Here is a 24,581-nt window from a genome sequence, read left to right on the forward strand (position 1 = left end):
GATTGGTGCAATTTGAAATTGTCACCAATCTGTTTGGTTGCGCCGCGGATAGCGCTCAGCCGCGGCCGGCCTTGGAGATCGGTTCCTGATAGGTGAACCCCATGTCCCAGGGGAAGTAGATCCAGGTGTCCTGGCTGACTTCCGTAACGAACGTATCGATCGTCGGCACGCCCTGGGGCTTCGCGTAAACGCAGGCGAAGTGTGCCTTGGGCAAGATCGAGCGAACTTCGGAGGCGGTCTTGCCGGTATCGGTAAGATCGTCGATGACCAGGACGGATTCGCCTTGGTCGGCGGTCAGCTCCGGTGCAATGCCCTTCAGGAGCATCATTTCGCCCTGGTTCACGTAGTCGTGGTAGGAGGCGACGCAGACCGTTTCGATCAGCCGGATATTGAGTTCGCGCGAGATGATTGCCGCGGGTACGAGACCGCCGCGCGTGATGCAGACGATCGCCTTGAAATCGCGCTTGAGCCCGGCGAGACGCCAAGCGAGCGCGCGCGCGTCGCGGTGGAACTGGTCCCAGGAAACGGGAAAGGCTTTATCGGGAAGAGACATGGTGTGCTCCGCGGCATGAATGATGACACGCCGTTTGCCGGCGGCCGGACAAGGCATTCCGCGATCGGCCAAACGCAAATCGCGCAGCCGAGACTGCGCGATAGGAGGACCGAAGCCGGAGCTCGTCATCGGTCGCCGCAATTAACGGATTCCGGAGGCAAAACGCAAGCCCCTCGCGATTCTTATCGCGACAGCAGCGTCAAGGCCGTCATTGATTGCAGCAGCGTTCTCGTGGTGCCGCCGAAGATCAACTGCCAGAGACGCGAATGCGTGTAAGCGCCCATGACGAGCAGGTCGATGCTGCTGTCGGAGAGGCGGTTCTCGATGACAGCCGAGGCGGACTTGTCAACGCTTTGCGCAGTTGCCAGAGTTACCTTGACGCCGTGACGGGAAAGAGCCGCAGCAATGTCGGCGCCTGCGACGGCCGCAGACTGAAGTGCATTGTCGACGGGATCGACGGAGAAAATCTCGACTTCGGCGGCCGCCTTCAGGATGGGCAAGGCATCGAACGCCGCACGCGCGGCCTCCCTTGAGCCGTTCCATGCGACGAGGACACGCTTGATCGGTTTCGGCTGGCGCATCACAAAAGGAATCATCAAAACCGGGCGACCGCTTTCGAAGAGATAGTTGTCGATGTCTACGTGACTGTCGGACGGCTTCAACGGATCGGCCTGTGAGGCGATGAGCAAGTCGGCGCTTCGGGCGCTTTCGATCAGCGGCGCCGAGCCGTAGCCGGTGGATGAGGCGAAGCTGCGCCATTCATGGGAAACGCCTTCAGCCTGCGCCTTCCTGCGGAAGATGCGTTCGATTTCGAGCGTTTGCGCGCGCGCCATGTCCTGCAGCGCCTGCACGGCGACGGGGTCGGGTATCTCCATCGGTGCTACGAGCGGCACGACCGCGACGGTTTCCGCATGAAGTCCGATAACGTAGGCATTGGTCTGTGCGGCAATGGCAAACGCAAAATCGGCCACGGCTGTCGCGTTATCGACGGTATCGAGAATGGCAAGTATGGTTTTGTAAGACATCAGCAATTCTCCTTACGCGGATGAAATCGACTAATTTTCAACGAGAATGCGCCGGCGAGGGCGCCGCTTCTTTGATGCATATCAACGGCGAACCGGGATCACCTCGATGCTACGCCTCTGCCGAGCGGTTTTCAGCCACCTCCTTTGATTGGCGGATGGTCTCGATCATAGCGCGCACATCATCTCCCGCTGCATCGACCGCATCCTGTGAGCGTCCGCGGACGACGATTTCCGTTGAGAACGCCTGGCCAATATAGCGGGGATAGGAGCCGATGCTCGTCTCCGGATGAGCTTTCTGGATCGCAGCAAGCGGTGTACCGATGTCGCCTTCACCATAAGGGCAGGAGATACCGAGCGAGAGCACTCGCGTGCCGGTCCGCAATGTCGGGATGACCGCGTCGACCATGGCCTGGAAGACCTGCGGCACGCCGGCCATGACATGAACATTGCCGATCACGAACCCGGGCGCGGTCGAGACCGGGTTGGGGATATGGCGCGCCCCTTTGGGCATGCGAGCCATTCTCTTTCTGGCCTCCGTAAATTCGAGCCCGCGGCGCGCGTACATCTCGCCGAGCAGGGTCATTGCGTCAGCATCGTATTCGCAGGGCAGCCCGAACGCTGCGGATACGGCATCGGCGGTGATGTCGTCATGGGTCGGTCCGATACCTCCCGAGGTGAAGATATAATCGTACTTTGCGCGCAACGCATTGAGAGCCTCGACGATGGCATTCTCCTCGTCACCGACGATGCGCACTTCCTTGAGGTCGATGCCGGAAAGCGTCAGCATGTCAGCCAGGTGGCCGATATTCTTGTCCTTGGTGCGGCCGGATAAGAGTTCGTCGCCAATGGCAAGCATGGCGGCGGTGACAATCGTCTCATTGGTCATTGGAAATTTCCGAACATTTGCGTTCCCACATAGGTAGCGCCCTTCGCCTGTCTTGCAAACCGTGTCGCCGCCGCCAACTTGGGAAATGGCTGCAAGCAAGTTTTCGTCTATGACCATTGAACAGTGCGTTCTGCCGCGTGGGGCTATGTTCGACACACACCGCTGCTACAACTCCGCACGTTCACGAATTTAAACGCAATTGATGGAGTTAGATAAATGGCTAAGGTACTCGTGCTCTACTACTCGGCTTACGGCCACATCGAAACCATGGCATACGCCGTCGCCGAAGGCGCAAAGTCGGTCGGCGCGGACGTCACCGTCAAGCGCGTTCCGGAACTGGTTCCTGCTGAGGTTGCCAAGGCGTCGCACTACAAGATGGACCAGTCTGCCCCGATCGCCACGGTCGACGAACTTGCCGATTACGACGCGATCATCGTCGGTGCGGGTACGCGCTTCGGAACCGTTGCTTCGCAGATGCGCAATTTCTGGGATCAGACGGGCGGCCTCTGGTTCGCCGGCAAGCTGGTCGGGAAGGTAGGCTCTGTGTTCACGTCCTCGGCCACGCAGCACGGCGGCCAGGAATCCACCATCCTCGGCTTCATCCCCACTTTCCTGCACCAGGGCATGGTCGTTGCCGGTCTTCCCTATGCTTTCCAGGGCCAGATGGGTGTTGATGAAATCAAGGGCGGTTCGCCCTACGGCGCATCCACCATCACGGATGGCGATGGATCCCGCCAGCCTTCAGCTATCGAGCTTGAGGCAGCCAAGTATCAGGGCGCTCACGTCGCCAAGATCGCTGCAAAGCTCGGCTAAATCAGTCCTCACTAGCAGGCGCGGCCATTGGGTCACGCCTGCTTATACCGGGCAACGAACTTGCCAATTCAGCCGTAGAGGTTGTGCAGCTTTGCTGCGAAGAAAAGAAGCGGTATTCCGACGACCGCAATCGCGATCATGAACGCCGTTCCTGCCCTGAACAATTTGAGACGTCGCGCTCTTGTGCCATCCCAATCGTAAACCATTGCCATACTCCCACAAGACTAGCTTACAACTATGCGCAGCCCCAACCGCGGTCCTTCTGGCGCGCGCATACAAGCACATTCGCAAGAGATTATAAAGGCCAAGGGACGTTGCCGTCGGAAGTCGGTGCCCTCGGGCATGATAGTGCGAGCGACGGGATCGAAGCCACGTGCCCTATAGCAAAGGTCAGGCCAGCCGCACTTGAGTGTTTCACGGTGAGGGACCTCAGTCATCTGTTTTCGCTATGACCTCAAAAAATCTATCTATTTGATGAATGTCAATTTTGTTTCTAGGGTCCTTCCAACATCGGATGGTTCTTTCGAGTGAGGACGCGCGAGTGGTTCGGGCGATGAAAGAGCAACCGGTGCCTATCGGAGGATGATCGGCAAAATCTGGAATAACTGCCGCTGGAGCGTTGCTTCGGCGAACGGGTTTCCATTGCCTGCAGCTTTCATCTGAAGCGACATCGGCATTTTCCAATCCTGTTGGACGATGCCCTATTCGAACTTTGCCGGGTTTCCCGGCCAGGACATTTGGAGTCGACTATGGAAGTCACGATTGTTGGTGGTGGGATCGGGGGGCTGACGCTTGCTCTGATGCTGCACGAAAAGGGAATCCCATCCCGTGTTTACGAGGCCGCGCCCGAGCTGAAGGCGCTCGGCGTCGGCATCAATCTTCTGCCGCATGCCTCCCGCGAACTATGCCAGCTCGGCCTCGAGGAAGAGCTTGCGAAGGTCGCCATCACGACCCGCGAGTCCGGTTTCTACAACCGCCATGGCCAGCATATCTTCACCGAGCCGACGGGTCGCCATGCCGGCTACGAATGGCCGCAATTCTCCATCCATCGCGGCGACCTGCACATGGTCCTCGTCGAGGCCTTCAAGCAGCGCATCGGCGCTGACCGCCTGATGACCGGCTGGTCCTGCACCGGCTTCGACCAGGACGACAGCGGCGTAACCCTGCATTTCGTCGATCCGCGCGACGGTTCCGCCCGGCCTTCCGTCAAGGCCGAAATGGTTGTCAGTGCCGAGGGAATCCACTCCAGGATCCGCAAGCAGCTCTATCCGAACGAAGGCCCGCCGCGGTATTCCGGCATCAACATGTGGCGCGGCGTCACGCGCTGGAAGCCGTTCTTGACCGGCGCCAGCATGGTGCGCGTCGGCTGGCTTAACACCGCCAAGGTGCTGATCTACCCGATCCGCGACAATATCGACGCCGAAGGCAACCAGCTCATCAATTGGGTCGTCGACATCGAGACCGACAAGTACAAGTCGCAGCGCGACTGGAACAAGCCGGGCCGCCTCGAAGACTTCTTCGACGTCGTCAAGGACTGGAAATTCGACTGGCTCGATTGCCCGGCGATGTTCAAGGCCGCCGATGCGATCCTCGAATATCCAATGGTCGACCAGGACCCGCTGGACCAGTGGACCTTCGGTCGCCTGACGTTGCTCGGCGATGCCGCCCATCCGATGTATCCGCGCGGCGCGAATGGCTCGGCCCAGGCGATCCTCGATTGCCGCGCGCTGACCGACGCGCTCGTCCGTGAAGGCGATCCGATCAAGGCCATGCATGCCTATGAGGCGATCCGCCGCCCGGCAACCGCCAAGGTCGTGCTGACAAATCGCGCCAATCCGCCGGATGCGATCCTGCGCGAAGTCTTCTTGCGCACCGAGGACAAGCCGTTCGATCATATTGACGACGTCATTAGCCGTGAAGATCTCGAGCAGCTCTCCACAAACTATCAGCGCATTGCCGGTTATCATAAGGATAACCTCGCTGTACCGGCCGGGTCCTGACGGACCCGGAGGAAAGACGTCGGTTGGGAGGCCTTCATGTCATTGCAGGAAAGTACTTACGCCAAGATCGCGCAAAACCATGGACCCCTTGCGAGGATCAACGCGAAATGGCTGGTCATCGCGGCCGTGATCCTCGCCGTCGCGTGGCTCGCCCTCGTGCCGCTCGTCTTTCTGATCTGGCAGAGCTTCATGACCCCGGCGGCAGGCGATGTGCCTGCCGTCTTCACCCTCGATAATTACACAAAGGCCTTCAGCGACAGCCGCATCCTGCCGCTGTTCCGCAATTCGGTGATTTTCGCGACCGGCACAGCCTGTCTGTCGCTGACGATCGGCACGCTCTTCGCGTGGCTGAACGAGCGAACGAACACACCCTTCAAGATGCTCTTCTATGCGGCTTCGATCGTGCCGCTCGTCATCCCGTCGATCCTCTTCACCGTCTCCTGGATCATGATGGCGAGCCCGCAGATCGGCCTCTTCAATCTTGTCCTGAAAAATACCTTCGGCATCGCCGGACCTGTCTTCAACATTTACTCGATGGGCGGGATGATCTGGGTCGAGGGCCTGCACTATTCGCCGGTCGCCTTCCTGCTGATGTCGGCGGCCTTCCGCGCCATGGACCCGTCGCTCGAGGAATCGGCGCTGATGTCCGGTGCTTCGATCTGGCAGATCCTCTTCCGGATCACGCTGAGGCTTGTCTGGCCGGCGCTGGTCGCAGCCTTCTTCATCATGTTCACGCGCTCGATCGAATCTTTCGAGGTCCCTGCGCTGCTCGGCACGCCTGTCGGCATCGAGGTCTTCACGTCGTCGATCTATGACGCGATCCGCGAATATCCGAGCAATGTCGGCCTCGCTTCGGCCTATGCGATCCTTCTTCTGGTGATTGCCTCCTTCGGCATTTATTTCCAGTCGCGACTGTCGACCAAGGGCAGCAAATATTCGACCGTCACCGGAAAGGGTTTTCGCCCGCGGCCGTTCGATCTTGGCCCGTGGCGCGTTCCTGCCGCCGTCCTGATCGTCGTCTACATGGTGCTGGTGATTATCCTGCCGTTCCTGGTGCTTCTCTGGTCGTCCCTGAACAAATATTACAGCGTGCCCTCCTGGAGCGCGATGCACCGGCTTTCCTTGAATGCCTATGTGACCGTCATCAACTATCCGGCCGTCGGCCAGGCGGTCTGGAACAGTGCGATCCTTGCCTTCAGCGCGGCGACCGGCCTGATGCTGTTGACAGCCGTGATCTCATGGATCGTCATTCGCACCAAGCTGCCGGGCCGCTGGCTGCTCGACAACCTTGCCTCGCTGCCGATGGTCTTCCCCGGTCTCGTGCTCGGCCTGTCGATCATGATTTTCTATCTTTATCTGGATATCGGCGTGTACGGCACGACCTGGATCATCCTGATCGCCTATCTCACCCGCTTCATGCCCTACGGCATCCGCTACAACACAACGTCGATGCTGCAGATCCACAAGGATCTTGAGGAATCCGCCGCCATGAGCGGTGCCTCCTGGGGCCAGAGCTTCTGGCGCATCGTCTTACCGCTCCTGAAGCCAGGCCTGGTGGCGGGCTGGATCTACATCGTAGTCGTCTCGATCCGTGAACTGTCGAGCTCGGTCCTTCTCTACAGCCCCGGCTCTGAGGTGGTCTCTGTGGTGATCTGGGAGCTCTGGCAGAACGGCCAGTATGTCGAACTCTCGGCCTTCGGCGTGATGATGATCCTGGTGTTGTTCACGATCGTCATGCTGGCCCAGTGGGTCGGCAAACGCTTCGGCGTCAAGGAGGCTTGAGGAGAAGCCTCGAGGATTGGCATGGGAGGACAAAATGCCTGAATTCATGAAGAATGTGCAGCGGCTCTGGCGCTGTGGGATGCTATTGGGAACCATTGCTGCGGCCGCCTTGGCCACTGGGGCCCACGCCCAGTCCAGCATCGACCAGATCGCCGGCTATACCGGCGCCGATCGGATGGACAAGCTGGTCGCCGCCGCAAAGCAGGAGGGCGCTCTAACGCTCTACACCGTCACCCCCGTCGAGGATGTGACCGTCATTACCAAGGCATTCGAAGCCAAGTACGGCATACCGGTGACCTTGTGGCGTGGCAGTTCCGAAGACGTCCTGCGGCGTGCCGTCGGCGAGTTGAAGGCCGGACGTCATGATGTTGATGTTATCGAGACGAACGGACCGGAACTCGAGGCGCTTCATCGTGAAAAGCTACTGCAACCGATCCAGTCGCCGCTCTTTGCGGACATCTTTCGGGATGCCGTCCCGCCTCATCACGAGTGGATCGGCAGCCGGCTGAACATCATCACCGCGGCCTACAACACGAATGCAGTCAGCGAAGCGGACCTTCCGAAGACATGGGAGGAACTGCTTGATCCGAAATGGGCCGGCAAGCTCGGCGTCGAGGCCGTTGCCTATGACTGGCTCGCGACGGCCGCCGGAACCTTTCCGTCCAAAGAAAAGGGGATGGAATTCTTCCGCAAGCTATCGCAGACCGATCATCCGGGGCTCTACAACGGCCATCCCCTGCTGACCAATCTCGTTGTTTCCAGCGAGGTGCCGCTCGGCCTGACGGTCTATCTCTACAAGGTCGCGCAAATGGAAAAGGACGGTGCTCCGATCAAGCGGTTCATGATCGGCCCGGCTATCGCCCGCATCAATGGCCTTGGCGTGGCGCGGACAGCGCCCCATCCAAATGCCGCGATCCTGTATCAGGATTTCACCCTCACTGAAGGACAGAAGATCCTGGCGGAGAGACAGTTTACGCCGACCAATATCAAGATCGCGCCGCTGCCTGAAGGCATGCAGGTCAAGGTGATCAATCCGGATGCCGCCCTTGATAACCTGGGCGATTGGCGCGGCGAATTCGAAAAGACGTTCAAGTAATTCCATCGGCGATCAAACCGAATACTCGGGAGGAGAAAATGTTGCGATCGTTTAAAATGACTTCGGCCATCCGCTTGCTTGGCGGAATGGCGCTGCTGGGAGCCGTTGCCACAGGCTCTGCTTATGCGCAGTCGAGCCTTGCTGACCTCGCCAATTACAACGGCCCCGACCGCTTGGAGAAGCTAGCGGAGGCGGCCAAGGCGGAAGGCGAGCTGACGCTCTATACGGCAACGCCGGTCGAGGACGTCGCCGCCATCACCGATGCCTTCACCGCCAAATACGGTATCAAGGTCACCACTTGGCGTGGCAGCTCGGAGGACGTGCTGCGCCGTGCCGTCACCGAGATCAAGGCCGGTCGCTATGATGCCGACATCATCGAGACGAACGGGCCGGAACTCGAGGCCCTGCATCGCGAGAAGGTTTTCGAGCCGGTCAATTCGGCCACCATGGCCGATATCTTCCCGCAGGCCGTCCCTGCCCACAAGGAGTGGGTCGGCAGCCGCCTGAACATCATCACTGCCTCCTACAACACGCAGCTCGTTTCCGACGCCGACGTGCCGAAGAGCTGGGATGATCTGCTCGATCCCAAGTGGTCCGGCAAGATCGGTCTCGAAGCCGAAGCCTATGACTGGCTGGCGACGATCGACCAGAGCTTCCCGAGCGAGCAGCAGGGTCTAGACTTCTTCCAGAAGCTGGCCAAGACCAACGGCATTTCGCTCCGCAAGGGTCATACGCTGCTGACCAACCTTGTCGTCTCCGGCGAAGTGCCGGTGTCGCTGACGAACTACCTCTACAAGGTCGACCAGATGAACAAGGACGGCGCGCCGATCCAGAAGCTGCAGCTCGGTCCCTCCGTCGCCCGCGTCAACGGCCTCGGTGTTGCCAAGACGGCGACGCATCCCGCCGCCGCGCTGCTCTTCCAGGAATTCACGCTGACCGACGGCCAGAAGATTCTCGCCGATCGCGGCTTCACGCCCGCGAATGTTAAGCTGGTGCCGCTGCCGGAAGGTCTGAACGTCCAGGTCGTCGATGGGGCGAAGATGCTGGATCAGCTTGCCAAGTGGCGCGATACCTTCAATGCGACTGTAAAATGAACGGGCAGGGCGCCCCTCGTCCGAACGTGGGGGCGCCAGCCTGATAGAAATTATCGGATCGATGATCCGACCGGCAGGGAATGTGAGGAGAATACCATGCTGAGTGTGCAGGGTCTGAGCACGGAATATGCGGATGGCAAGGGCAAGGTCGTCAAGGCCGCCCAGGACGTGTCCTTCGAGGTGCCGCAGGGCAAGCTCTTTACGCTGCTCGGTCCCTCGGGCTGCGGCAAGACCACGACCCTGCGTTCGATCGCGGGCCTCGAACGTCCCGTCAAGGGCGCGATCACCGTCGATGGCAAGCCGGTCTTCGCCGCCGGCAAGGGCATCTTCGTGGCGCCCAACCATCGCAATTTCGGCATGGTCTTCCAGAGCTACGCCATCTGGCCGCATATGAGCGTCTTCGAGAACGCCGCCTTCCCATTGCACGTCGGCAAGACGAAATTCTCCAAGAAGCAGATCGAGGAGAAAGTCGAACGCGTGCTGAAAGCCGTCGCTCTTGGCGACTACGCCGGCCGCGAAGCGACCAGGCTTTCGGGCGGTCAGCAGCAGCGCCTGGCGCTCGCCCGCGCCCTGATCATGGAGCCGCGCCTGCTGCTTCTCGACGAGCCGCTGTCGAACCTCGACGCCAAGCTGCGCGAGATGATGCGCTTCGAGCTGAAGCGGCTGCAGCGCGAGCTCAACCTGACGACGCTCTATGTCACCCACGATCAGCAGGAGGCCCTGGCGCTGTCGCACCAGATCGCTGTGATGAATGCCGGTCAGGTCGTCCAGCTCGGCACGCCGCGCGAAATCTACGAGGCGCCCGCCGCCCGCTTCGTCGCCGACTTCATCGGCTCCAGCAACTTCCTCGAAGGCAAGGTGCTCGGCCGCGGTCAGGAGAGCGGCAGCTGGGCCGTCGAGACGCCGGCCGGCAAGATCGACGTCAGCGCCGAAGAGGCGCTTGACCTCAAGGACAATCTGACGGTCGCCGTGCGCCCGGAGAACATCCACCTCGTCGAGCCGGGCAACGGCGAGAGCCTTTCCGGCAATGTCCTCGACGGCATCGTCGACAGCAAGGTCTTCCTCGGCGAATGCGTAGACTACATCGTCAATGTCGGCAAGGCGAAGCTTCTGGCGCGCGTCCATCCGAGCGTCAGGACGCCGATCGGCGGGCGGATCCTCGTCAATATCAAGCCCGCGAAAGTCAACGTTATCCTGCGCTGAATGCCAGCGCCTGTTTCCAGTGCCATATCCCAGGACAATGCCATGAGCCGCAAGCAGCTTTCTATCGCCACGACCGACTATGACCATTTCCGCGATCTGCGGCTCGGGACCGTGGTGCCCGAAGGGATCGACCTCACCTGGTCAATGCTCAGCCATCACGAGATCTTTGCCCGCTTCACCTTCAATCGCGAATGGGACGTCAGCGAGCTTTCCTTCGCCAAGTTCATGGCGCAGGTGAGCCGCCCCGACAGCGACATCATCGGCCTGCCGGTCATCTGTTCGCGGCTCTTCCGTTTCAGCTCGTTCTACGTCAACAAGGCGAGCAACATCAAAAGCGTGGCCGACCTCAAGGGCAAGCGCGTCGGCTCGCCGGAATGGGCTCATTCGGCGGCCGTCTACATGCGCGGCTGGATGCATAACGAAGGCGGCGTCAAGCTGCAGGACGTCCACTGGTATCAGGCCGGCGCCAATGCGCCGGGCCGCGAGGAGAAGGTCGATCTTGCCTTGCCGGAAGGCGTGACGCTGACGCGCGTCGCCGACAAGTCGCTGTCGGAGATGCTGGCCTCCGGCGAGATCGACTGTGCCATCATCGCCCGCCCGCCGACCTGCTTCCTCGAAGAGGACCCGCGCGTCGAACGCCTCTTCCCGAACTTCCTGGAGATCGAGGAGGATTATTACCAGGAGAGTGGCGTCTGGCCGATCATGCACATCATCGCCATGAAGAAGCATCTTCTCGACGAAAGCCCCTGGATCGCCCGCAATCTCTACAACGCCTTCGAGGAATCCAAGCGCCGCAGCCTGGAGCGGCTCTTCGATCCGGCGGTTTCGCGCTATCCGCTCGCCTGGGTGCCGACCTATGCGCGGCGCATGCGCGACATCTTCGGCAGCGATCCCTTCCCCTTCGGCATCGAGAAGAACCGCAAGACCTTCGAGCAGATGCTGCTCTACACCCACCAGCAGGGCATCGCGAGCCGCCTGATGACGCCGGACGAGATCTTCCCGGCGGGCATCATGACCAAGGTTGTCGTGTGAGGCTGCCATGAGCGAACTTGCCAGCGATCTCGCCGAACTCGTCACCGCCAATCACATCCTCGCCCGCGAGGACGTGCTCGATGCCTTCGGCCATGTCAGCCTTCGCTCGCCGCAGGCCGACGGCGAATACTTCATCTCCCGCTCGCGCAGCCCCGAGCTGGTCGTGGTCGAGGATCTGCAGCGCTACGATCTCGACTCGAAGCTTCTCGGCGACGACGAGCGACGTGGCTATATCGAACGCGTCATCCATGGCGGCATCTACAAGGCGCGGCCGGACGTCAAGGCTGTCGCGCATTTCCACTCGCCGGCGATTATGCCCTTCTGTGTCGCCGATATCGCCTGGAAACCAGTGACACATCTCGGCGCGACGATCGGTACCGGCGTCGCTCTCTGGGACAGCCAGGCGGAATTCGGCGATACCGACATGCTGGTTTCCACCGCCGATCAGGCAGCATCGCTTGCCCGGGCGCTCGCAAACAGCAATGCCGTCTTCCTGCGCGGTCACGGCGCAGTCGTCGTCGGCGGTTCGTTGCACGAGCTCGTCATGCGCACGATCCAGCTCTGCCGCAACGGTGATGTGCTGCTGCGATCGCTGCCCTTCGGCGGCGTGACGCCGCTGACGGCGGGTGAAATCGCGCTTTCCGGCGCGAAGAACCTCGAACCGCCGGTGCTCGCCCGCGCCTGGGATTACTGGGCGACGAGGGCCGGACACTGAAGCCACGCGATCTGCGGCTGGCGATTTAGTGATTTGCAAGCCGCGGCTTTCCTGCCAGACTGAAAGCTTGCCGCCGGAATCGCGCCCGGATACCGGGGGATGGCGACCTTCACGGAACGTGGAAGACCAGAGCCCGAGACCGGAAGCGTCTTGCGGTTGTCAGCCCATGGCCGTGGAGGAGATGGCCCCTTGCGAATTCGCCAAATCGAATCCTTTGTCAGCGTCTGCGAAATCGGCAGCATCACGCAGGCCGCCGCCGCGCTGAACATCGTACAGCCGGCGCTCGGCGCACAGATCAACGCACTGGAGCAGGAGCTCGGCGTGCAGTTGCTGGAGCGCGGCCCGCGCGGCACGACGACGACGCCGGCTGGCCAGTATTTCCTCGAAGAGGCCAAGGAAATCCTCGATCGACTGGCCACCGTCCGCCGTACGATCAAGCAGTTCGACCCGGCGCAGGAAGAACACATCTCGATCGGTCTCACCTCCAGCCTCTCGGCGCTGCTCGCCGGTCCGCTGGCACAGGAGTTCGGCCGTCAGAACTGGTCCGCCAAGGTCCAGATCGTCGAGGAGATGAGCCACCTGCTCGGCGAGCGCGTCGCCCGCGGCGATCTCGATTTCGCACTCGCTTTCAATGTCGAGCCGCGCAAGGGTATCAAGCAAACGGCCGTCCTCCGGGAATCCGTCTTCTTCATCACTGGCCGAAAGTCCGAGTTCGGTCAGGAGGGACCGATCAACCTGATCGAGCTTGCCAAAGCGACCTTTGTCATTCCGACCGAGAAGGGCCAAATCATCAATCTCTTGAGACATGCGATGGAATTCTTCCACCTGCCGCTGAAGGTTGCCTACCAGATCGAATCCATGGATGCGATCAAGGGTCTGATCCTCGAAGGCAACGCCTGCGCCGTGCTGCCCTATGGCACCGTGGCGCGCGAAGTGGAAGCGGGCACGCTGATCGCCCGGCGCATAGTCAATCCGCCGCTCGTGCGCACGCTCTATCTGATCCAGCCCTCTGGCCGGCCAAAGCCCGCACATGCCGGCTCGGCGCTGCACATCATCCAGGGCTTCATCAGCCATCTAGCCAAGAACGAGGCCTTCGAGATCGTTGAGCAGGAAGTAGCGCCAGCTGTGTAAGCTATCTTGCGTGCATAACACGAAATGGTGGCTGATTTCGCCCTATGCGAGCTGGGGCTCACCGAATGCGCGGAGACGATCACGCGCTTGCCACGAGGCGGTCAACGCGAGAAAGAGAGCCCTGCTGTCGCGGTCGCAGGGCAGGCGCGCGTGTATATAGGAAACTCTCGGTCGCGGACTTTGTTCCCATTGTCCTGTCCCCCAAAAGCCCGCCAGCACACGCGGGGAACTTGGAAGTTGAAAGTTGCGAAACGAGAGGCAGGAAGAAAATCGCTGTTCCTCCAGGTCAAGCGAGCGACCTCTCTATTGGTTCCCTCACCGAGATCCACCACCGTCGCCGGCCTTCATCCCGACACGCAAGCGCTCGCGGCGGGCAGCACCTTCAGCTTCTTCCCGGCTCGAGATTGGCATCATGAAACCTTTTGATTTTTAAGCCGTTGTCGCGCTTATGTCAGACGCTGAATTAGATCAGAAATCGGTCGACGGCTCCGAGCAGCACAGTGCCGAGAGATCGCGCCAAGAGAAGGCATCGACTGACGAGGGCGCGCTGCCCCCAGAAGTCGTCGAACCCGACCCAGAGCTGACGCCCGAGGAGGCCGAGCGGGCGCGCAAGAGATATTTGCTGACGCGCTTCTGGATCAGCGCGCGCGGTTACTGGGGCCGCGGCGGGGAATGGCTCGCGTGGCCGTGCTCAATTGGGCTGCTCGCCTTAATCGTCACCAATGTCGGCTTCCAGTATGGAATCAATATCTGGAATCGCGCAATCTTTGACGCAATTGAGCAACGCAATGCCCATACCGTATATTTCCTCAGCGCCGTGTTCCTGCCCCTCGCGCTCGGAAGCGTCGCTCTTGTCGTTACACAAGTCTTTCTCCGCATGCTGATCCAGCGCCGCTGGCGTTCCTGGCTAACGACCGCGCTTATCGGGCGCTGGCTCGCCAACGGCCGTTACTATCAGTTGAATCTCATCGGCGGTGACCACAAGAACCCGGAAGCCCGCATTTCCGAGGATTTGCGGATTGCGACCGAGTCACCCGTCGACTTCATCGCTGGTGTCATTTCCGCATTTCTGTCGGCCTCGACCTTCATCGTGGTGCTCTGGACGATCGGCGGGGCCTTGACCCTGACAATTGCAGGTTCGACCGTCACTGTTCCTGGTTTCCTTGTCATTACCGCCGTTTTCTATGCGGCTATCACGTCCAGCTCGATGGCCGTCATCGGCCGCCATTTCGTCCACGTTTCCGAGGTCAAGAATCAGGCGGAAGCCGAATTTCGCTACACGCTGACGCACGTGCGGGAAAATGGCGAAAGTATTGCCTTGCTGGGCGGCGAGGAGGAGGAACGTAGCGACCTCGACAAGACGTTTACCCATGTTCTTCGCCAGTGGGCGCTCCTTTCACGCCAACACATGCGCACAACGCTCGTGTCCCAGGGGTCGAGCCTGCTTGCGCCAGTCGTACCCCTTCTCCTTTGCGCACCAAAGTATCTCGAAGGCAGCATGACGCTTGGACAGGTGATGCAGGCTGCCTCTGCCTTCGCCATCGTTCAGAGCGCGTTTGGATGGCTGGTCGACAACTATCCGCGTCTTGCCGATTGGCACGCCTGCGCTCGGCGCGTCGCTTCGCTGATGATGTCGCTCGACGGCCTGGAGCGCGCCGAACAGAGTGATGCCTTGGGGCGCATCCAGCACGGTGAAACTGAAGGCGATGCGATGCTTAGCCTCAATGATCTCTCGGTGTCGCTTGACGACGGTACCGCCGTCGTCAAGGAGACCCAGGTCACGGTCGAACCAGGCGAGCGGGTCCTCGTGGCCGGAGAGTCCGGTTCGGGCAAGAGCACGCTGGTGCGGGCCATCGCAGGCCTTTGGCCGTGGGGTGACGGCAGCGTCAACTTTCATGGCGACAGACGACTGTTCATGTTGCCGCAGCGGCCTTACATCCCCTCCGGGACGCTTCGCCGGGCGGTTGCCTATCCCGGCGCCGCCGATAGCTGGCCGCTCGATAAGATCAAAGCGGCTCTCGACAAGGTGGGACTCGACTATCTGAACGACAGGATCGAGGAAGAGGCGCCATGGGACCAGACGCTGTCGGGTGGTGAAAAACAGAGGCTCGCGTTTGCGCGCCTCCTGCTACACAGTCCGGATACGATCGTGCTGGATGAGGCAACGTCGGCACTCGATGAGAAAAGCCAGGACAAGATGATGGAGATGATCATCCATGAATTGCCGCAGATCACGATCATAAGCGTAGCGCATCGAGCTGAGCTGGAAGCCTTCCACAGTCGCAAAATTACATTGGAACGGCGGGAGGGCGGCGCAAAGCTTGTCAGTGATATTGATCTTCTCCAGCGCAAGAGAAAGCGGAATTTGCTTTCGCGCCTTGTCGAAAACCGGCACTCCCGGCCGAAAGGCAGTACGACGCCCGGATAGCAAGGGCAGGGATCATTCCAAGATAAGCTCGCTGAGCGGGAACTCGCGTCTGTGACCCGATATGACAAGGATGCCTTGTGGCACCAGTTCAACTTGACGGCATCCCGAAACCTCATTTTGCCGACATGGCCGTTGAGTGCGGCGTGGTGGAGCGGCCAGGTTATCTTCGGTGCAACAAGTTGGCCGAAGCCGTAGATCGCTCAACGCGCAGGCCAACGGCCCGCCCATGCCTGCACTGATCCTTACCGGTTGCCGCATCGACGCTTCGGGAACACTTGGCGGTGAAGCCCGTTACTTCCTCATCCACAATAGGAGGAAATACAATGGATTGGAATCGCGTCGAAGGAAACTGGAAGCAGATGAAAGGCAAGGTCAAGGAGCAGTGGGGCAAGCTTACGAATGACGACCTTGATCAGATCGCCGGTAAGCGCGAACAACTGGAGGGCAAGATCCAGGAGCGCTACGGCATCGAACGCGACCGAGTTCGCCGCGACATCGATGAGTGGTACGGAAACCAGACCTGGCACTAGATTTTAGCGGGCCCCGGGCTTCCGGGCCTTTTCTTTCTGAACTCTCCAGTCTTTGCCAACGCCTCGACCGTTTTCGCCTCGTTTGGCGAGCGCGAGTTGCCGACGGCAATCGACGGTGAAGCCCGGCCATGCCGACCAAGGGCCCAGCCCGATGCGATGACCGTCCGAGAGGGGCTAGGCTGTACCGGACTTCAACGATCTCCGTTATCCGAATTCTGCATACAGCGTCGGCGCGTCTACTCGCGCTACGCCCGCAATCGGTCGGATGTCGGCGTCGCCACGGTGTTCGGCTTCCTCGGCGTGCCTGCTCGTGTTGGTCACGATCCTGTCCTACGGCGTGCTGTTGCGCCCTGATCTCGCCCCCCTTCGCAATCCTTCGATGGCGGGCGTGCTGCAGGCCGTGGTTGGCCGGTGGGGCGACGTCTTCGTCAGCATCGGCCTGCTGATTTCGGTCGCTGGGGCATATCTCACGTGGGTGCTCCTCGCGGCTGCAATCCTCTATTCCGCCTCGAACTACGACACCATGCCGCGCTTTCTTTCCCACGAAAACAAGAACGGCGTTCCTTCGATGGCCCTGTGGCTTACCAAGTCGTCCAGATCTTTCTCGTGTTGACGCTGTTTGCAGAATACGCTTTCCATCTGGCGCTTGAGTTGACGAGCTCGATGATCCTGGTCCCCTATATCCTGGTCGCGGCCTACGGGCTCCACCTGGCCCTGACCGGTGAAACTTACGATCGCGACCCTGAGGGACACACGGGCGATCTTCTGCGGGCATCCATCGCCGTGCTGACGACTGCCACGGCGCTGATCTAGGCTTTCACTGGCTACCGCGATGCAAAAAGCGGATCACAACGTCGTGCCGTTGCCCGGACGAGCACCCAAAGGCTGTGCCTGTCCAGCAGGCCGCACCTGGACTCGCCAAGGACACCGGCGCGTCGCCAGCATGTTGTCTACGGCGTGTGTACATTTAGGATTTACCGGCGTCCGGAATGACAATGGTTGTATTCCTCATTCAGGAAGCTCAGGCCGTGCTCAAAGGTGGCGCATCAACGGATGACCTATGTTAAAAGGTGAGATAGGACATCCGGGAACAGTTCTCACGTTTCGTCCGGAGGACCAATGGACGCTGCTATACTCATGACCGTAGATCATTGTTATCAATCGATCGCCGGGCGCCTGCCGGTTTAATCCACACCCTCAGGCCATGTGCAGCGCCCTACATAAAGTTCGTCCACTCCGGGCGGATTTCTGGATGTACTTGACATAGCGATTTCGATTTGGTGCGAGCGACGGGGATCGAACCCGTATACCTTGCGGTGAGGGATTTTAAGTCCCTTGCGTCTACCAGTTTCGCCACGCTCGCGCAGGCATCTCCTTCAACGACTGAGGCGATTCAGTCAAGAGCGACGCGGCTCCTCATGTTTGCGCGGGACGCGCTGCAATACGGACCCGATTCAAAAGGCAACCGGCAAACACGCCGGCGGATGCGCCGACAATCTTGACCGCGGCGTCGTGGAAGCGCGCATGGCGCGTCGGCGACAGGTATTGCAGATACTCGACTGCCAAGGCGCCGGCGGCCAGGAGAAGCGCGACCGCGATCCAATGCCGCGGATAGGCGAGCGCGAACATGAAGCCGGCCAACGAATAAGCCAGAGCGCGGTCGAGATTGACTGACGTGACCGTATGCGGGCGCAACCCGATCGGCGACAGGGTGACGAAAATAATGGCCGCGAAAAGCAGCCAGGCAATCGGTCTTGCAAATTTGCTTGAGATCATCCGGGCGATGTAGCCGCATTGCGAGCGAATTGATAGCGCACAATCGCGTTATTGCGCGAACGGCGGCAGCCGATACAAAAGATGACTTCGCAAGTGGAGAATATTGGCGGATATGGGCTTTTTCCCGTTGCGCGCTTATGCCATAGCGGGGGTCGGTAACAGCAATGGACGAACGATTGTGACCAGACAGGATGTCGAGAGCGCCGAGGCGGCCATGCGCAGCCTATTTCCAGCAACGCCACTGCAGCTGAACGAGCACCTGTCGGCGCGCTATGGCGCCGACATCTGGCTGAAGCGCGAAGACCTTTCACCCGTGCGTTCCTACAAGATTCGCGGCGCCTTCAATTTCTTCCGCAAGGCGATCGCCGAGGGTGCTGGCGGCAAGACCTTCGTCTGCGCCTCGGCCGGCAATCATGCCCAGGGCTTTGCCTTCGTCTGCCGCTATTTCGGCGTGCCTGGCGTTGTCTTCATGCCGGTGACAACGCCGCAGCAGAAGATCGACAAGACGCGCATCTTTGGCGCGGAGTTCATCACCATCAAGCTGACGGGCGACTTCTTCGATCAATGCTACAAGGCCGCCCGCGATCACGTCGAGGCGATCGACGGCGTCATGGTGCCGCCGTTCGACCATCCGGATATCATCGAAGGCCAGGCGACGGTTGCCGCGGAAATCCTGCAGCAACTGCCCGAAGGGACCACACCTGATATGGTCGTCATGCCGGTCGGTGGCGGCGGACTGGCGGCTGGCATCACTCGTTATCTCGATGATTTTGTGCCAAAATCCGGCTTCATCTTCACGGAGCCGGCCGGCGCGCCGAGCCTGAAGCGAAGCATCGAAGCAAGGCAGGTGGTGACGCTCGCGAAGGTTGACAATTTCGTCGACGGTGCGGCCGTTGCGCGGATCGGGGATCTGAACTTCGCCGCCCTGGAAGGCTTTCCCACCGAGCAGGTCATGCTGATGCCGGAAAACGCCATTTGCGTGACCATCGGCGAGATGCTGAACGTAGAGGGAGTCGTCCTCGAACCGGCGGGAGCACTATCGCTGACCGCAATTGCCGCGATGGATCCGGAAGTGCTGAGAGGCAAGACCGTCATCGCCGTTGTCTCCGGGGGCAACTTCGATTTCGAACGCCTTCCCGATGTCAAGGAGCGCGCAATGCGCTATGCCGGATTGAAGAAGTACTTCATCCTGCGGATGCCTCAGCGACCCGGCGCCTTGCGCGACTTTCTGAACCTGCTTGGCCCCGACGACGACATCGCCCGTTTCGAGTATCTCAAGAAGACGGCTCGCAATTTCGGCTCGGTATTGATCGGTATTGAGACCAAGGCGCCCGAGAATTTCGCGCAGCTCATCGCGAACTTCGAGAATGCGGCCATCGGCTTCGAGGACATCACCGAAAACGAGATCCTCGCAAACCTCATCATTTAACTTTTCCGGCACGCGCTGCCATGATAAGGCGAAATATGGCTTCGATCTTCTCCAGTATTTTCTCAATGTTTTCAGGCGGCGGCAAATCGCCTGACGCGCCGGTTGGCGTCTCTTCCGAGCCGCAGCTCTATGGGGACTGCACGATCTATGCCGAGCCGCAAAAGGAAGGCGGCCAGTACCGCCTTGCCGGCCGGATCGAGAAAACTGTCGGGGACGAGGTCCTCGTACGCAATTTCATTCGCGCCGACATGTTCGGATCTTCGGATGATGCGATCGAGTGCACGGTGCGCAAGGCGCAGCAGATCATCGACCAGAACGGGCCGTCATTGTTCAACGACGGCGCAAAAGTTCGCCAGGTCTGATTCGCTTTCCGCGGCGTCGGTAGGACGATACTAATACTCACGCAATCTTAAAGGATTACGAGGAATCTTGGTGTCCGCAGCCTTGCAGGACAGCCACGTGCCTTACGACAAACACAGACCACCGCTCATGTTCGCCGCCATTAATTGCTGGTGTGGTGGACCGCCTCTGGATGCGCGCTGGCTGGTGAGAGGGGCAGCTGATGGAAGCCTTTAACCTGCTGCTGTTTGCCATTGCCGCCGTTGGCTATTTCACGCTCATGGTGACGTTACTGCACTTCCGCCAGCGCCTCGGCCTGGGCATGTTTCTCACTGCCCTCGGTGTCATGCACTTCATGGAAACCTACCTGGCGGCAGTCTTTTATGTCGCGCTGCCGTTCGGCATTGCGTCGCCCGGTTCGTCGGTATTCTTCACTGGCAAGCTGATGATGATTCTCATGCTGTATCGGCAAGAGGACGCTGCTACCGTTCGCCAACCGATCTACGGCCTGTTTGTCGGCAATATCCTGACGGTCGCAGTAGCGTGGCTGATGCAACTGCATACGCCGATCGAGCTCCCTCGGGGCGACAACGCGAACTTCGATTTCCTCAAGGAAATGGGATGGCTCATGGTTTGGGGGACGACGCTCCTCTATCTCGATTCCATCGGCATTATCCTGCTGTACGAGCGCCTCGGTCGCTTCCTGAAGCACTGGATCATCGTGCGCTTTATGATCTGCGGCTTCGTCATCCTCACATTCGATCAGATCGGGTTCTTCGGTGCGCTCCACTACTTCCTCGAGATTCCTGCCTCTGCCTTCTGGGACGGATGGAAGGGCAAGATGTTTGCCGTCTGCATCTATGCGTTGCTCTTCGCCGTCTACGAAGTTTGGATACGGCGCGAAGGCATTCCCGCGAGCGTGCGGCCGATCAGTGATGTCTTCAGTGACCTGACCTTCCGGGAGCGTTACAACGATCTGCTTGATCGTACCGGCAGGGACGTGCTGACGGGGGTCTACGATCGCGCGCGAATGGAGATGGAAGCGCCGGTCATGGTTCGTGAAGCACTGCGGCAGGGACACTCCGCCACTGTCATCATTCTGGACGCGGACCATTTCAAGGAGGTCAACGACCGCTTCGGGCATCTGCAGGGAGATGAGGTGTTGAAGGCGATCACGCTTCGTCTCGGCAGCATTTTGCGATCGGCCGACCGTGTCTTCCGTTTTGGCGGTGAGGAATTCGTCGCGGTCTGCCCGGCAACCGACCATGCCGAGGGAATGGGGCTGGCCGAACGCTTGCGCTGGACGATCGCGAATAGCGTCAAGACGCCGGATGGCGAGCCCGTGACCGTCAGTATCGGCGTGGCGACAGCCGATACTGACGGCGCGAGCTTCACAACGGTTCTTTCGGCCGCCGACCAGAGGCTCTACCAGGCGAAGAAAAGCGGCCGCAATTGCGTGGTCGGCAAGTCCGGACTCGAGAAGTTCGATTAGCCGATCGATGCGCGGAATATTTTGGCGCCGGACGGGGCGCTCGTCGCGCCGCCATCGACCACAATTTCAATCCCTGTGACGTTGGTCGAATCGCTTGACGCGAAATAGAGCGCGGCCTTGGCAATTTCCTCCGCTTCGCTCATTCGGCCGAGCGGGCTCATTCCGCCCAGCCGGGCTTCAAGCGCCGACATTGCATCCGCCGTCGACGCCACCGGTTGCCAGATCGGTGTCTTGGTGCCGCCTGGCGTGACCTGGTTGACGCGGATGCCGCGCGGCGCAAGCTCGGAAGCCATATTGCGGGTCATGGCACGTACCGCACCCTTCGTCGCTGCATAGGCTGAATAGCCGGGCGCACCAAGCACCGCATGAACCGAGCCGTTTAGGATGACCGAGCTGCCGTCGTTCAGATGCGGCAATGCCGACTGGACCGTAAAGAAGACGGAGGTCAGGTTCGTGCTGATGATCGTGTTAAATTGCTCCAGCGACGTTCCACCAAGGGGAGTCGCACCGCCAATCCCGGCGTTTGCAAAGAGCACGTCAAATTTGCCGAACTTGGCGGCGGCTTCCGCAAAGGCCCGTTCCGTGGCCGCGACGTCCGTTACATCAAGCCTCAGCGCAAGCACGTTGCTGCCGAACGCCTTCTCGGCGGCGGCGAGTGTCTCGGTATTCCGGCCGGTGATGATCACCTTCGCCCCTTCGTCGAGGAAGACCTTGGCAGTTGCAAGACCGATGCCGCTATTTCCGCCCGTGATGAGGGCGACCTTGTTCTGCAGACGCATTGCATGACTCCTCTTGGAAAATTGCGCTATCTGGATTACGATATGAATCCAGAAGGATTATGATCGTAATCTAAATCTGTCAACCGGTGTGGGGAGAGATTTTTATGGGCCACTCACAGCAGGACAAGCGCAAGACACACGAGCGGATCGTCGTAATTGCATCGAAGCGTCTGCGTGAGAAGGGGCTGGATGGCGTCGGCGTCGCGGATCTGATGAAGGAGGCGGGGCTGACCGTCGGTGGCTTCTACAAGCATTTTGCGTCCCGAGACGAACTGGTGGCCGAGGCAATGCAATCGGCCTTCGGCGCCTGGTCGGCGAAGGTTCGGTCGGAGGGGCGGACTCCAGAGGACATTCCGTTGCAGGAGTATGCGGCGATCTACCTGAGCGGAAAACACCGGGACGATACAGCCGGCGGGTGTCCCTTTGCGGCCCTGACGGCCGATCTGGCCCGCAGTGGCGAGAGGTGCCGATCGCTTGCGACAGATCAGCTGAAGACGAGCGTAAACAACATGCAGGCGCGCATTGACGCCACCGATGAGGCAGAGGCTCGCAGCAAGGCGATCATCATGTCCTGTCTCATGAGTGGAGCGCTGGGCCTTGCACGGATATCGAACGATGAAGCCTTTGGCGACGAGATCCTCGACACCGTGAAGGCCTTCGTGAACGAGTTCGGCACAAAATGAAAACGGCCGGTGAGAACCGGCCGTTTCAACATCGATTTCGACACCGATTAGGCGGCGAGGGCGATTTCCTCAGCGCGGGCCTTGGCAGCGCCAATTGCCTTCTCGGCAGCTTCCGGACCAAAGGCGAGGCCTTCGACGTAGATCGTTTCGACGTCGGTGATACCGAGGAAGCCGAGGACCGACTTCAGGTACGGTACAGCGTGGTTCATGCCTGCTGCCGGGCCCTGCGAATAGACGCCACCGGAAGCAAGAACGACGTAGACCTTCTTGCCGGTGGCAAGACCAACCGGGCCGCTTTCGGTGTACTTGAAGGTAAGGCCGGCGCGGGCGACGTTGTCGATCCAAGTCTTCAGCGACGAGTAGATGTTGAAGTTGATGAGACCCGTACCGATGACAACCGTATCGGCTGCGAGCAGTTCGGCGACGAGTTCGTCCGACGTCTGCACGGCAGCGGCTTCCTCAACGGTGCGATCATCGGCAGGCTTGCGGATGGCTGCGGTGAAGAGATCATCGATGTGCGGCAGCGGATTTACACCTAGGTCGCGACGAACGACGGCGCTGCCCGGCTGCTGAGCCTTGATCTTTTCGGCAAGGTCAGCGGCGATCGTGGTCGAAAGAGAGTCTACACGCGGGCTGGAAGTCAAAAGCAGAATGGAAGGCATGATTGAATTTCCTCTCGAATTTTCGTTCGCGGCCGTTCTTGGGAGCTTCGAGCCGCTGTTTCGAAGCAGAAAATAGGACTGGCCGACTATCGAAAAAACTGTGATAATGTCGATCAAAATCATCGATAGATTGGATGAAAGATGCTTCCGAACCCCACACTCGACCAGTTGCAAGTGTTCCTTACCGTTGCGGAAATGGGCAGCTTTTCGGCTGCTTCGCGCACGCTAAATCGCGCTCAATCGGTCATCAGCTACACGATCGCCAACCTCGAGGCGCAGCTGGAGGTGCCCCTTTTCGAGCGTTCGGGTGCGAGGCAACCGAAGCTGACGGAGGCGGGCAGGGCACTCCTCGAAGACGCACGGCGACTCGTCTCTGATCTCGAGGTGATGCGCGCCCGCGTAAAGGGGCTGAAGGAAGGGTTGGAGGCCGAGGTCTCCGTCGCGATCAGTGTCATGGTGCCGTCAAAGGCGATGGTTGAGGTCCTGCGCGAGTTTCGCAACGAGTTCCCGTCCGTCGGGCTCAATCTGGCGGTCGGTGAACTCGGCGTGGTGATGGATCTCGTCTCAAACGGCAAGGCGACGATCGGGATCGGCGGCGCCATCCTGCAGCAGCATGATTCGCTTGTGACCGAGCGCATCGGCCATTCCTTCATGGTGCCGGTTGCGTCGAGCGCTCATCCTTTGGCGCGGTTGGGCCGGCCGTTGACGCTGGCCGATGTCCGCGACGAGACGCAGCTTGTTGTCACCGACCCTTCGGGATTGACCAAAGGTCGCGACTTCAATGTGCTTTCCTACAAGACGTGGCGCGTTAGCGATATCGCGACGAAGCACTCTCTTATTCGCGGGGGTCTCGGCTGGGGTGGTCTTCCGGCGTCGCTTATTCGAGACGAGTTGAGAAGCGGAGCGCTTGTACACCTGGATCTCCAGGCCTACGAGCAAGGCGAGTATCCAATTTATGCGATGCGACGAATCTCAACCCCGCCCGGACCGGCTGCCACCTGGATGGTTGACGCCTTTCGGTCCAGGCTTTCGCAATGCCCAAGCCATGCCGACTTCACCGCCGAGGTGGCGGAGTATGCAGCGCGCGATCTCTCCCTAGCGGCGGAATAGGCGAGGCGCAAGGGCCTCGCCGG

Annotated in this window: 23 protein-coding genes, 1 tRNA gene and 1 pseudogene; 17 read left to right on the top strand and 8 right to left on the bottom strand. The window is 60.1% G+C overall.

Annotated features, from left to right (window positions below; genetic code table 11):
• Positions 1 to 55 precede the first annotated feature (55 nt).
• From gpt to AF71_RS14405, 3 genes are all read right to left on the bottom strand, one after another.
• The gene (gene gpt / locus AF71_RS14395) at positions 56 to 553 is read right to left on the bottom strand and encodes a xanthine phosphoribosyltransferase (protein WP_025659992.1); all 498 of its coding nucleotides are present in this window, start codon (positions 551 to 553) and stop codon (positions 56 to 58) included.
• A gap of 182 nt (positions 554 to 735) precedes the next feature.
• Entirely contained in the window at positions 736 to 1,578 is an 843-nt protein-coding gene (locus AF71_RS14400; protein ID WP_018856984.1) for a universal stress protein, read from the bottom strand.
• A gap of 109 nt (positions 1,579 to 1,687) precedes the next feature.
• Positions 1,688 to 2,464 carry a competence/damage-inducible protein A gene (locus tag AF71_RS14405; protein WP_018856983.1) on the bottom strand — a complete coding sequence of 259 codons (777 nt, stop codon included), beginning with the start codon at positions 2,462 to 2,464 and terminating at the stop codon, positions 1,688 to 1,690.
• 216 nt (positions 2,465 to 2,680) lie between these two features.
• On the opposite strand from AF71_RS14405, the gene wrbA reads away from it, so the two are divergent.
• Positions 2,681 to 3,277: an NAD(P)H:quinone oxidoreductase type IV gene (gene wrbA, locus AF71_RS14410; protein WP_018856982.1), complete on the top strand. Its 597-nt coding sequence runs from the start codon at positions 2,681 to 2,683 to the stop codon at positions 3,275 to 3,277.
• A 68-nt stretch (positions 3,278 to 3,345) separates the two neighbouring features.
• Here wrbA and AF71_RS14415 read toward each other — a convergent pair whose 3' ends face one another.
• Positions 3,346 to 3,483, bottom strand: a complete 138-nt coding sequence (locus tag AF71_RS14415) for a hypothetical protein (protein WP_018856981.1) — start codon at positions 3,481 to 3,483, stop codon at positions 3,346 to 3,348.
• 543 nt (positions 3,484 to 4,026) lie between these two features.
• Here AF71_RS14415 and AF71_RS14420 point away from each other — a divergent pair.
• The 11 genes and pseudogenes from AF71_RS14420 to AF71_RS14470 form a co-directional block, all read left to right on the top strand.
• Entirely contained in the window at positions 4,027 to 5,277 is a 1,251-nt protein-coding gene (locus AF71_RS14420) for a flavin-dependent oxidoreductase (RefSeq protein WP_018856979.1), read from the top strand.
• 36 nt (positions 5,278 to 5,313) lie between these two features.
• The gene (locus AF71_RS14425; RefSeq protein ID WP_029792490.1) at positions 5,314 to 7,059 is read left to right on the top strand and encodes an iron ABC transporter permease; all 1,746 of its coding nucleotides are present in this window, start codon (positions 5,314 to 5,316) and stop codon (positions 7,057 to 7,059) included.
• A gap of 34 nt (positions 7,060 to 7,093) precedes the next feature.
• The gene (locus AF71_RS14430) at positions 7,094 to 8,155 is read left to right on the top strand and encodes an extracellular solute-binding protein (protein ID WP_049809236.1); all 1,062 of its coding nucleotides are present in this window, start codon (positions 7,094 to 7,096) and stop codon (positions 8,153 to 8,155) included.
• A gap of 38 nt (positions 8,156 to 8,193) precedes the next feature.
• Positions 8,194 to 9,249: an extracellular solute-binding protein gene (locus tag AF71_RS14435; RefSeq protein WP_246733654.1), complete on the top strand. Its 1,056-nt coding sequence runs from the start codon at positions 8,194 to 8,196 to the stop codon at positions 9,247 to 9,249.
• Between the two features lie 96 nt (positions 9,250 to 9,345).
• Positions 9,346 to 10,452, top strand: coding sequence for an ABC transporter ATP-binding protein (locus AF71_RS14440; protein ID WP_018856975.1), 1,107 nt, complete (start codon positions 9,346 to 9,348; stop codon positions 10,450 to 10,452).
• A 42-nt stretch (positions 10,453 to 10,494) separates the two neighbouring features.
• Positions 10,495 to 11,484, top strand: coding sequence for an ABC transporter substrate-binding protein (locus AF71_RS14445; RefSeq protein WP_169681824.1), 990 nt, complete (start codon positions 10,495 to 10,497; stop codon positions 11,482 to 11,484).
• Between the two features lie 7 nt (positions 11,485 to 11,491).
• On the top strand, positions 11,492 to 12,199 hold the full coding sequence (locus AF71_RS14450) for a class II aldolase/adducin family protein (protein ID WP_169681826.1): 708 nt from the start codon (positions 11,492 to 11,494) through the stop codon (positions 12,197 to 12,199).
• A gap of 189 nt (positions 12,200 to 12,388) precedes the next feature.
• A complete protein-coding gene (locus AF71_RS14455; RefSeq protein ID WP_018856972.1) occupies positions 12,389 to 13,330 on the top strand; it encodes a LysR family transcriptional regulator in 942 nt (313 codons plus the stop codon).
• 448 nt (positions 13,331 to 13,778) lie between these two features.
• Positions 13,779 to 15,758, top strand: coding sequence for an ABC transporter ATP-binding protein/permease (locus AF71_RS14460; RefSeq protein WP_018856971.1), 1,980 nt, complete (start codon positions 13,779 to 13,781; stop codon positions 15,756 to 15,758).
• A 323-nt stretch (positions 15,759 to 16,081) separates the two neighbouring features.
• Complete coding sequence (locus tag AF71_RS14465) at positions 16,082 to 16,288, top strand: CsbD family protein (RefSeq protein ID WP_018856970.1); 207 nt, start codon at positions 16,082 to 16,084, stop codon at positions 16,286 to 16,288.
• A gap of 234 nt (positions 16,289 to 16,522) precedes the next feature.
• Positions 16,523 to 17,020 (top strand): annotated as a pseudogene (locus AF71_RS14470) (amino acid permease); the annotation flags it as partial.
• A gap of 546 nt (positions 17,021 to 17,566) precedes the next feature.
• Here the strand turns inward: AF71_RS14470 and AF71_RS14475 are convergent.
• Both AF71_RS14475 and AF71_RS14480 read right to left on the bottom strand, forming a co-directional pair.
• A tRNA-Leu gene (locus tag AF71_RS14475) sits at positions 17,567 to 17,651 on the bottom strand.
• A 53-nt stretch (positions 17,652 to 17,704) separates the two neighbouring features.
• Positions 17,705 to 18,064 carry an antibiotic resistance protein VanZ gene (locus tag AF71_RS14480; protein WP_018856969.1) on the bottom strand — a complete coding sequence of 120 codons (360 nt, stop codon included), beginning with the start codon at positions 18,062 to 18,064 and terminating at the stop codon, positions 17,705 to 17,707.
• A gap of 178 nt (positions 18,065 to 18,242) precedes the next feature.
• Here AF71_RS14480 and ilvA point away from each other — a divergent pair, with 178 nt between their 5' ends.
• From ilvA to AF71_RS14495, 3 genes are all read left to right on the top strand, one after another.
• Positions 18,243 to 19,493, top strand: a complete 1,251-nt coding sequence (gene ilvA / locus AF71_RS14485; RefSeq protein ID WP_026371759.1) for a threonine ammonia-lyase — start codon at positions 18,243 to 18,245, stop codon at positions 19,491 to 19,493.
• A 35-nt stretch (positions 19,494 to 19,528) separates the two neighbouring features.
• Positions 19,529 to 19,855, top strand: a complete 327-nt coding sequence (locus tag AF71_RS14490; RefSeq protein WP_018856967.1) for an HlyU family transcriptional regulator — start codon at positions 19,529 to 19,531, stop codon at positions 19,853 to 19,855.
• A 197-nt stretch (positions 19,856 to 20,052) separates the two neighbouring features.
• The gene (locus AF71_RS14495; protein WP_210258271.1) at positions 20,053 to 21,324 is read left to right on the top strand and encodes a GGDEF domain-containing protein; all 1,272 of its coding nucleotides are present in this window, start codon (positions 20,053 to 20,055) and stop codon (positions 21,322 to 21,324) included.
• Here AF71_RS14495 and AF71_RS14500 read toward each other — a convergent pair.
• A complete protein-coding gene (locus AF71_RS14500; RefSeq protein WP_113470104.1) occupies positions 21,321 to 22,103 on the bottom strand; it encodes an SDR family oxidoreductase in 783 nt (260 codons plus the stop codon). The genes AF71_RS14495 and AF71_RS14500 overlap by 4 nt on opposite strands.
• Before the next feature lie 104 nt (positions 22,104 to 22,207).
• On the opposite strand from AF71_RS14500, the gene AF71_RS14505 reads away from it, so the two are divergent.
• Complete coding sequence (locus AF71_RS14505) at positions 22,208 to 22,786, top strand: TetR/AcrR family transcriptional regulator (RefSeq protein ID WP_169681830.1); 579 nt, start codon at positions 22,208 to 22,210, stop codon at positions 22,784 to 22,786.
• Positions 22,787 to 22,833: 47 nt separating this feature from the next.
• Here the strand turns inward: AF71_RS14505 and AF71_RS14510 are convergent, their stop codons facing one another.
• Positions 22,834 to 23,448, bottom strand: coding sequence for an FMN-dependent NADH-azoreductase (locus AF71_RS14510; RefSeq protein ID WP_029792480.1), 615 nt, complete (start codon positions 23,446 to 23,448; stop codon positions 22,834 to 22,836).
• 141 nt (positions 23,449 to 23,589) lie between these two features.
• Here AF71_RS14510 and AF71_RS14515 point away from each other — a divergent pair, with 141 nt between their 5' ends.
• On the top strand, positions 23,590 to 24,558 hold the full coding sequence (locus AF71_RS14515) for a LysR family transcriptional regulator (RefSeq protein WP_018856962.1): 969 nt from the start codon (positions 23,590 to 23,592) through the stop codon (positions 24,556 to 24,558).
• Positions 24,559 to 24,581 lie beyond the last annotated feature (23 nt).

Source organism: Rhizobium sp. 57MFTsu3.2 (assembly GCF_012932765.1).
GTDB classification, from domain to species: Bacteria; Pseudomonadota; Alphaproteobacteria; order Rhizobiales; family Rhizobiaceae; genus Rhizobium; species Rhizobium altiplani.

Excerpts from the sequence above, each read along its gene's own strand:
- AF71_RS14425 (WP_029792490.1), top strand. The coding sequence starts at position 5,314 with ATGTCATTGCAGGAAAGTACTTACGCCAAGATCGCGCAAAACCATGGA.
- AF71_RS14510 (WP_029792480.1), bottom strand. The coding sequence starts at position 23,448 with ATGCCTTCCATTCTGCTTTTGACTTCCAGCCCGCGTGTAGACTCTCTT.
- AF71_RS14435 (WP_246733654.1), top strand. The coding sequence starts at position 8,194 with ATGTTGCGATCGTTTAAAATGACTTCGGCCATCCGCTTGCTTGGCGGA.
- wrbA (WP_018856982.1), top strand. The coding sequence starts at position 2,681 with ATGGCTAAGGTACTCGTGCTCTACTACTCGGCTTACGGCCACATCGAA.
- AF71_RS14440 (WP_018856975.1), top strand. The coding sequence starts at position 9,346 with ATGCTGAGTGTGCAGGGTCTGAGCACGGAATATGCGGATGGCAAGGGC.
- AF71_RS14400 (WP_018856984.1), bottom strand. The coding sequence starts at position 1,578 with ATGTCTTACAAAACCATACTTGCCATTCTCGATACCGTCGATAACGCG.
- AF71_RS14480 (WP_018856969.1), bottom strand. The coding sequence starts at position 18,064 with ATGATCTCAAGCAAATTTGCAAGACCGATTGCCTGGCTGCTTTTCGCG.
- AF71_RS14490 (WP_018856967.1), top strand. The coding sequence starts at position 19,529 with ATGGCTTCGATCTTCTCCAGTATTTTCTCAATGTTTTCAGGCGGCGGC.
- AF71_RS14405 (WP_018856983.1), bottom strand. The coding sequence starts at position 2,464 with ATGACCAATGAGACGATTGTCACCGCCGCCATGCTTGCCATTGGCGAC.
- AF71_RS14420 (WP_018856979.1), top strand. The coding sequence starts at position 4,027 with ATGGAAGTCACGATTGTTGGTGGTGGGATCGGGGGGCTGACGCTTGCT.
- AF71_RS14415 (WP_018856981.1), bottom strand. The coding sequence starts at position 3,483 with ATGGTTTACGATTGGGATGGCACAAGAGCGCGACGTCTCAAATTGTTC.
- AF71_RS14500 (WP_113470104.1), bottom strand. The coding sequence starts at position 22,103 with ATGCGTCTGCAGAACAAGGTCGCCCTCATCACGGGCGGAAATAGCGGC.
- AF71_RS14465 (WP_018856970.1), top strand. The coding sequence starts at position 16,082 with ATGGATTGGAATCGCGTCGAAGGAAACTGGAAGCAGATGAAAGGCAAG.
- AF71_RS14505 (WP_169681830.1), top strand. The coding sequence starts at position 22,208 with ATGGGCCACTCACAGCAGGACAAGCGCAAGACACACGAGCGGATCGTC.
- AF71_RS14450 (WP_169681826.1), top strand. The coding sequence starts at position 11,492 with ATGAGCGAACTTGCCAGCGATCTCGCCGAACTCGTCACCGCCAATCAC.
- AF71_RS14515 (WP_018856962.1), top strand. The coding sequence starts at position 23,590 with ATGCTTCCGAACCCCACACTCGACCAGTTGCAAGTGTTCCTTACCGTT.
- gpt (WP_025659992.1), bottom strand. The coding sequence starts at position 553 with ATGTCTCTTCCCGATAAAGCCTTTCCCGTTTCCTGGGACCAGTTCCAC.
- AF71_RS14445 (WP_169681824.1), top strand. The coding sequence starts at position 10,495 with ATGAGCCGCAAGCAGCTTTCTATCGCCACGACCGACTATGACCATTTC.
- AF71_RS14430 (WP_049809236.1), top strand. The coding sequence starts at position 7,094 with ATGCCTGAATTCATGAAGAATGTGCAGCGGCTCTGGCGCTGTGGGATG.
- AF71_RS14460 (WP_018856971.1), top strand. The coding sequence starts at position 13,779 with ATGTCAGACGCTGAATTAGATCAGAAATCGGTCGACGGCTCCGAGCAG.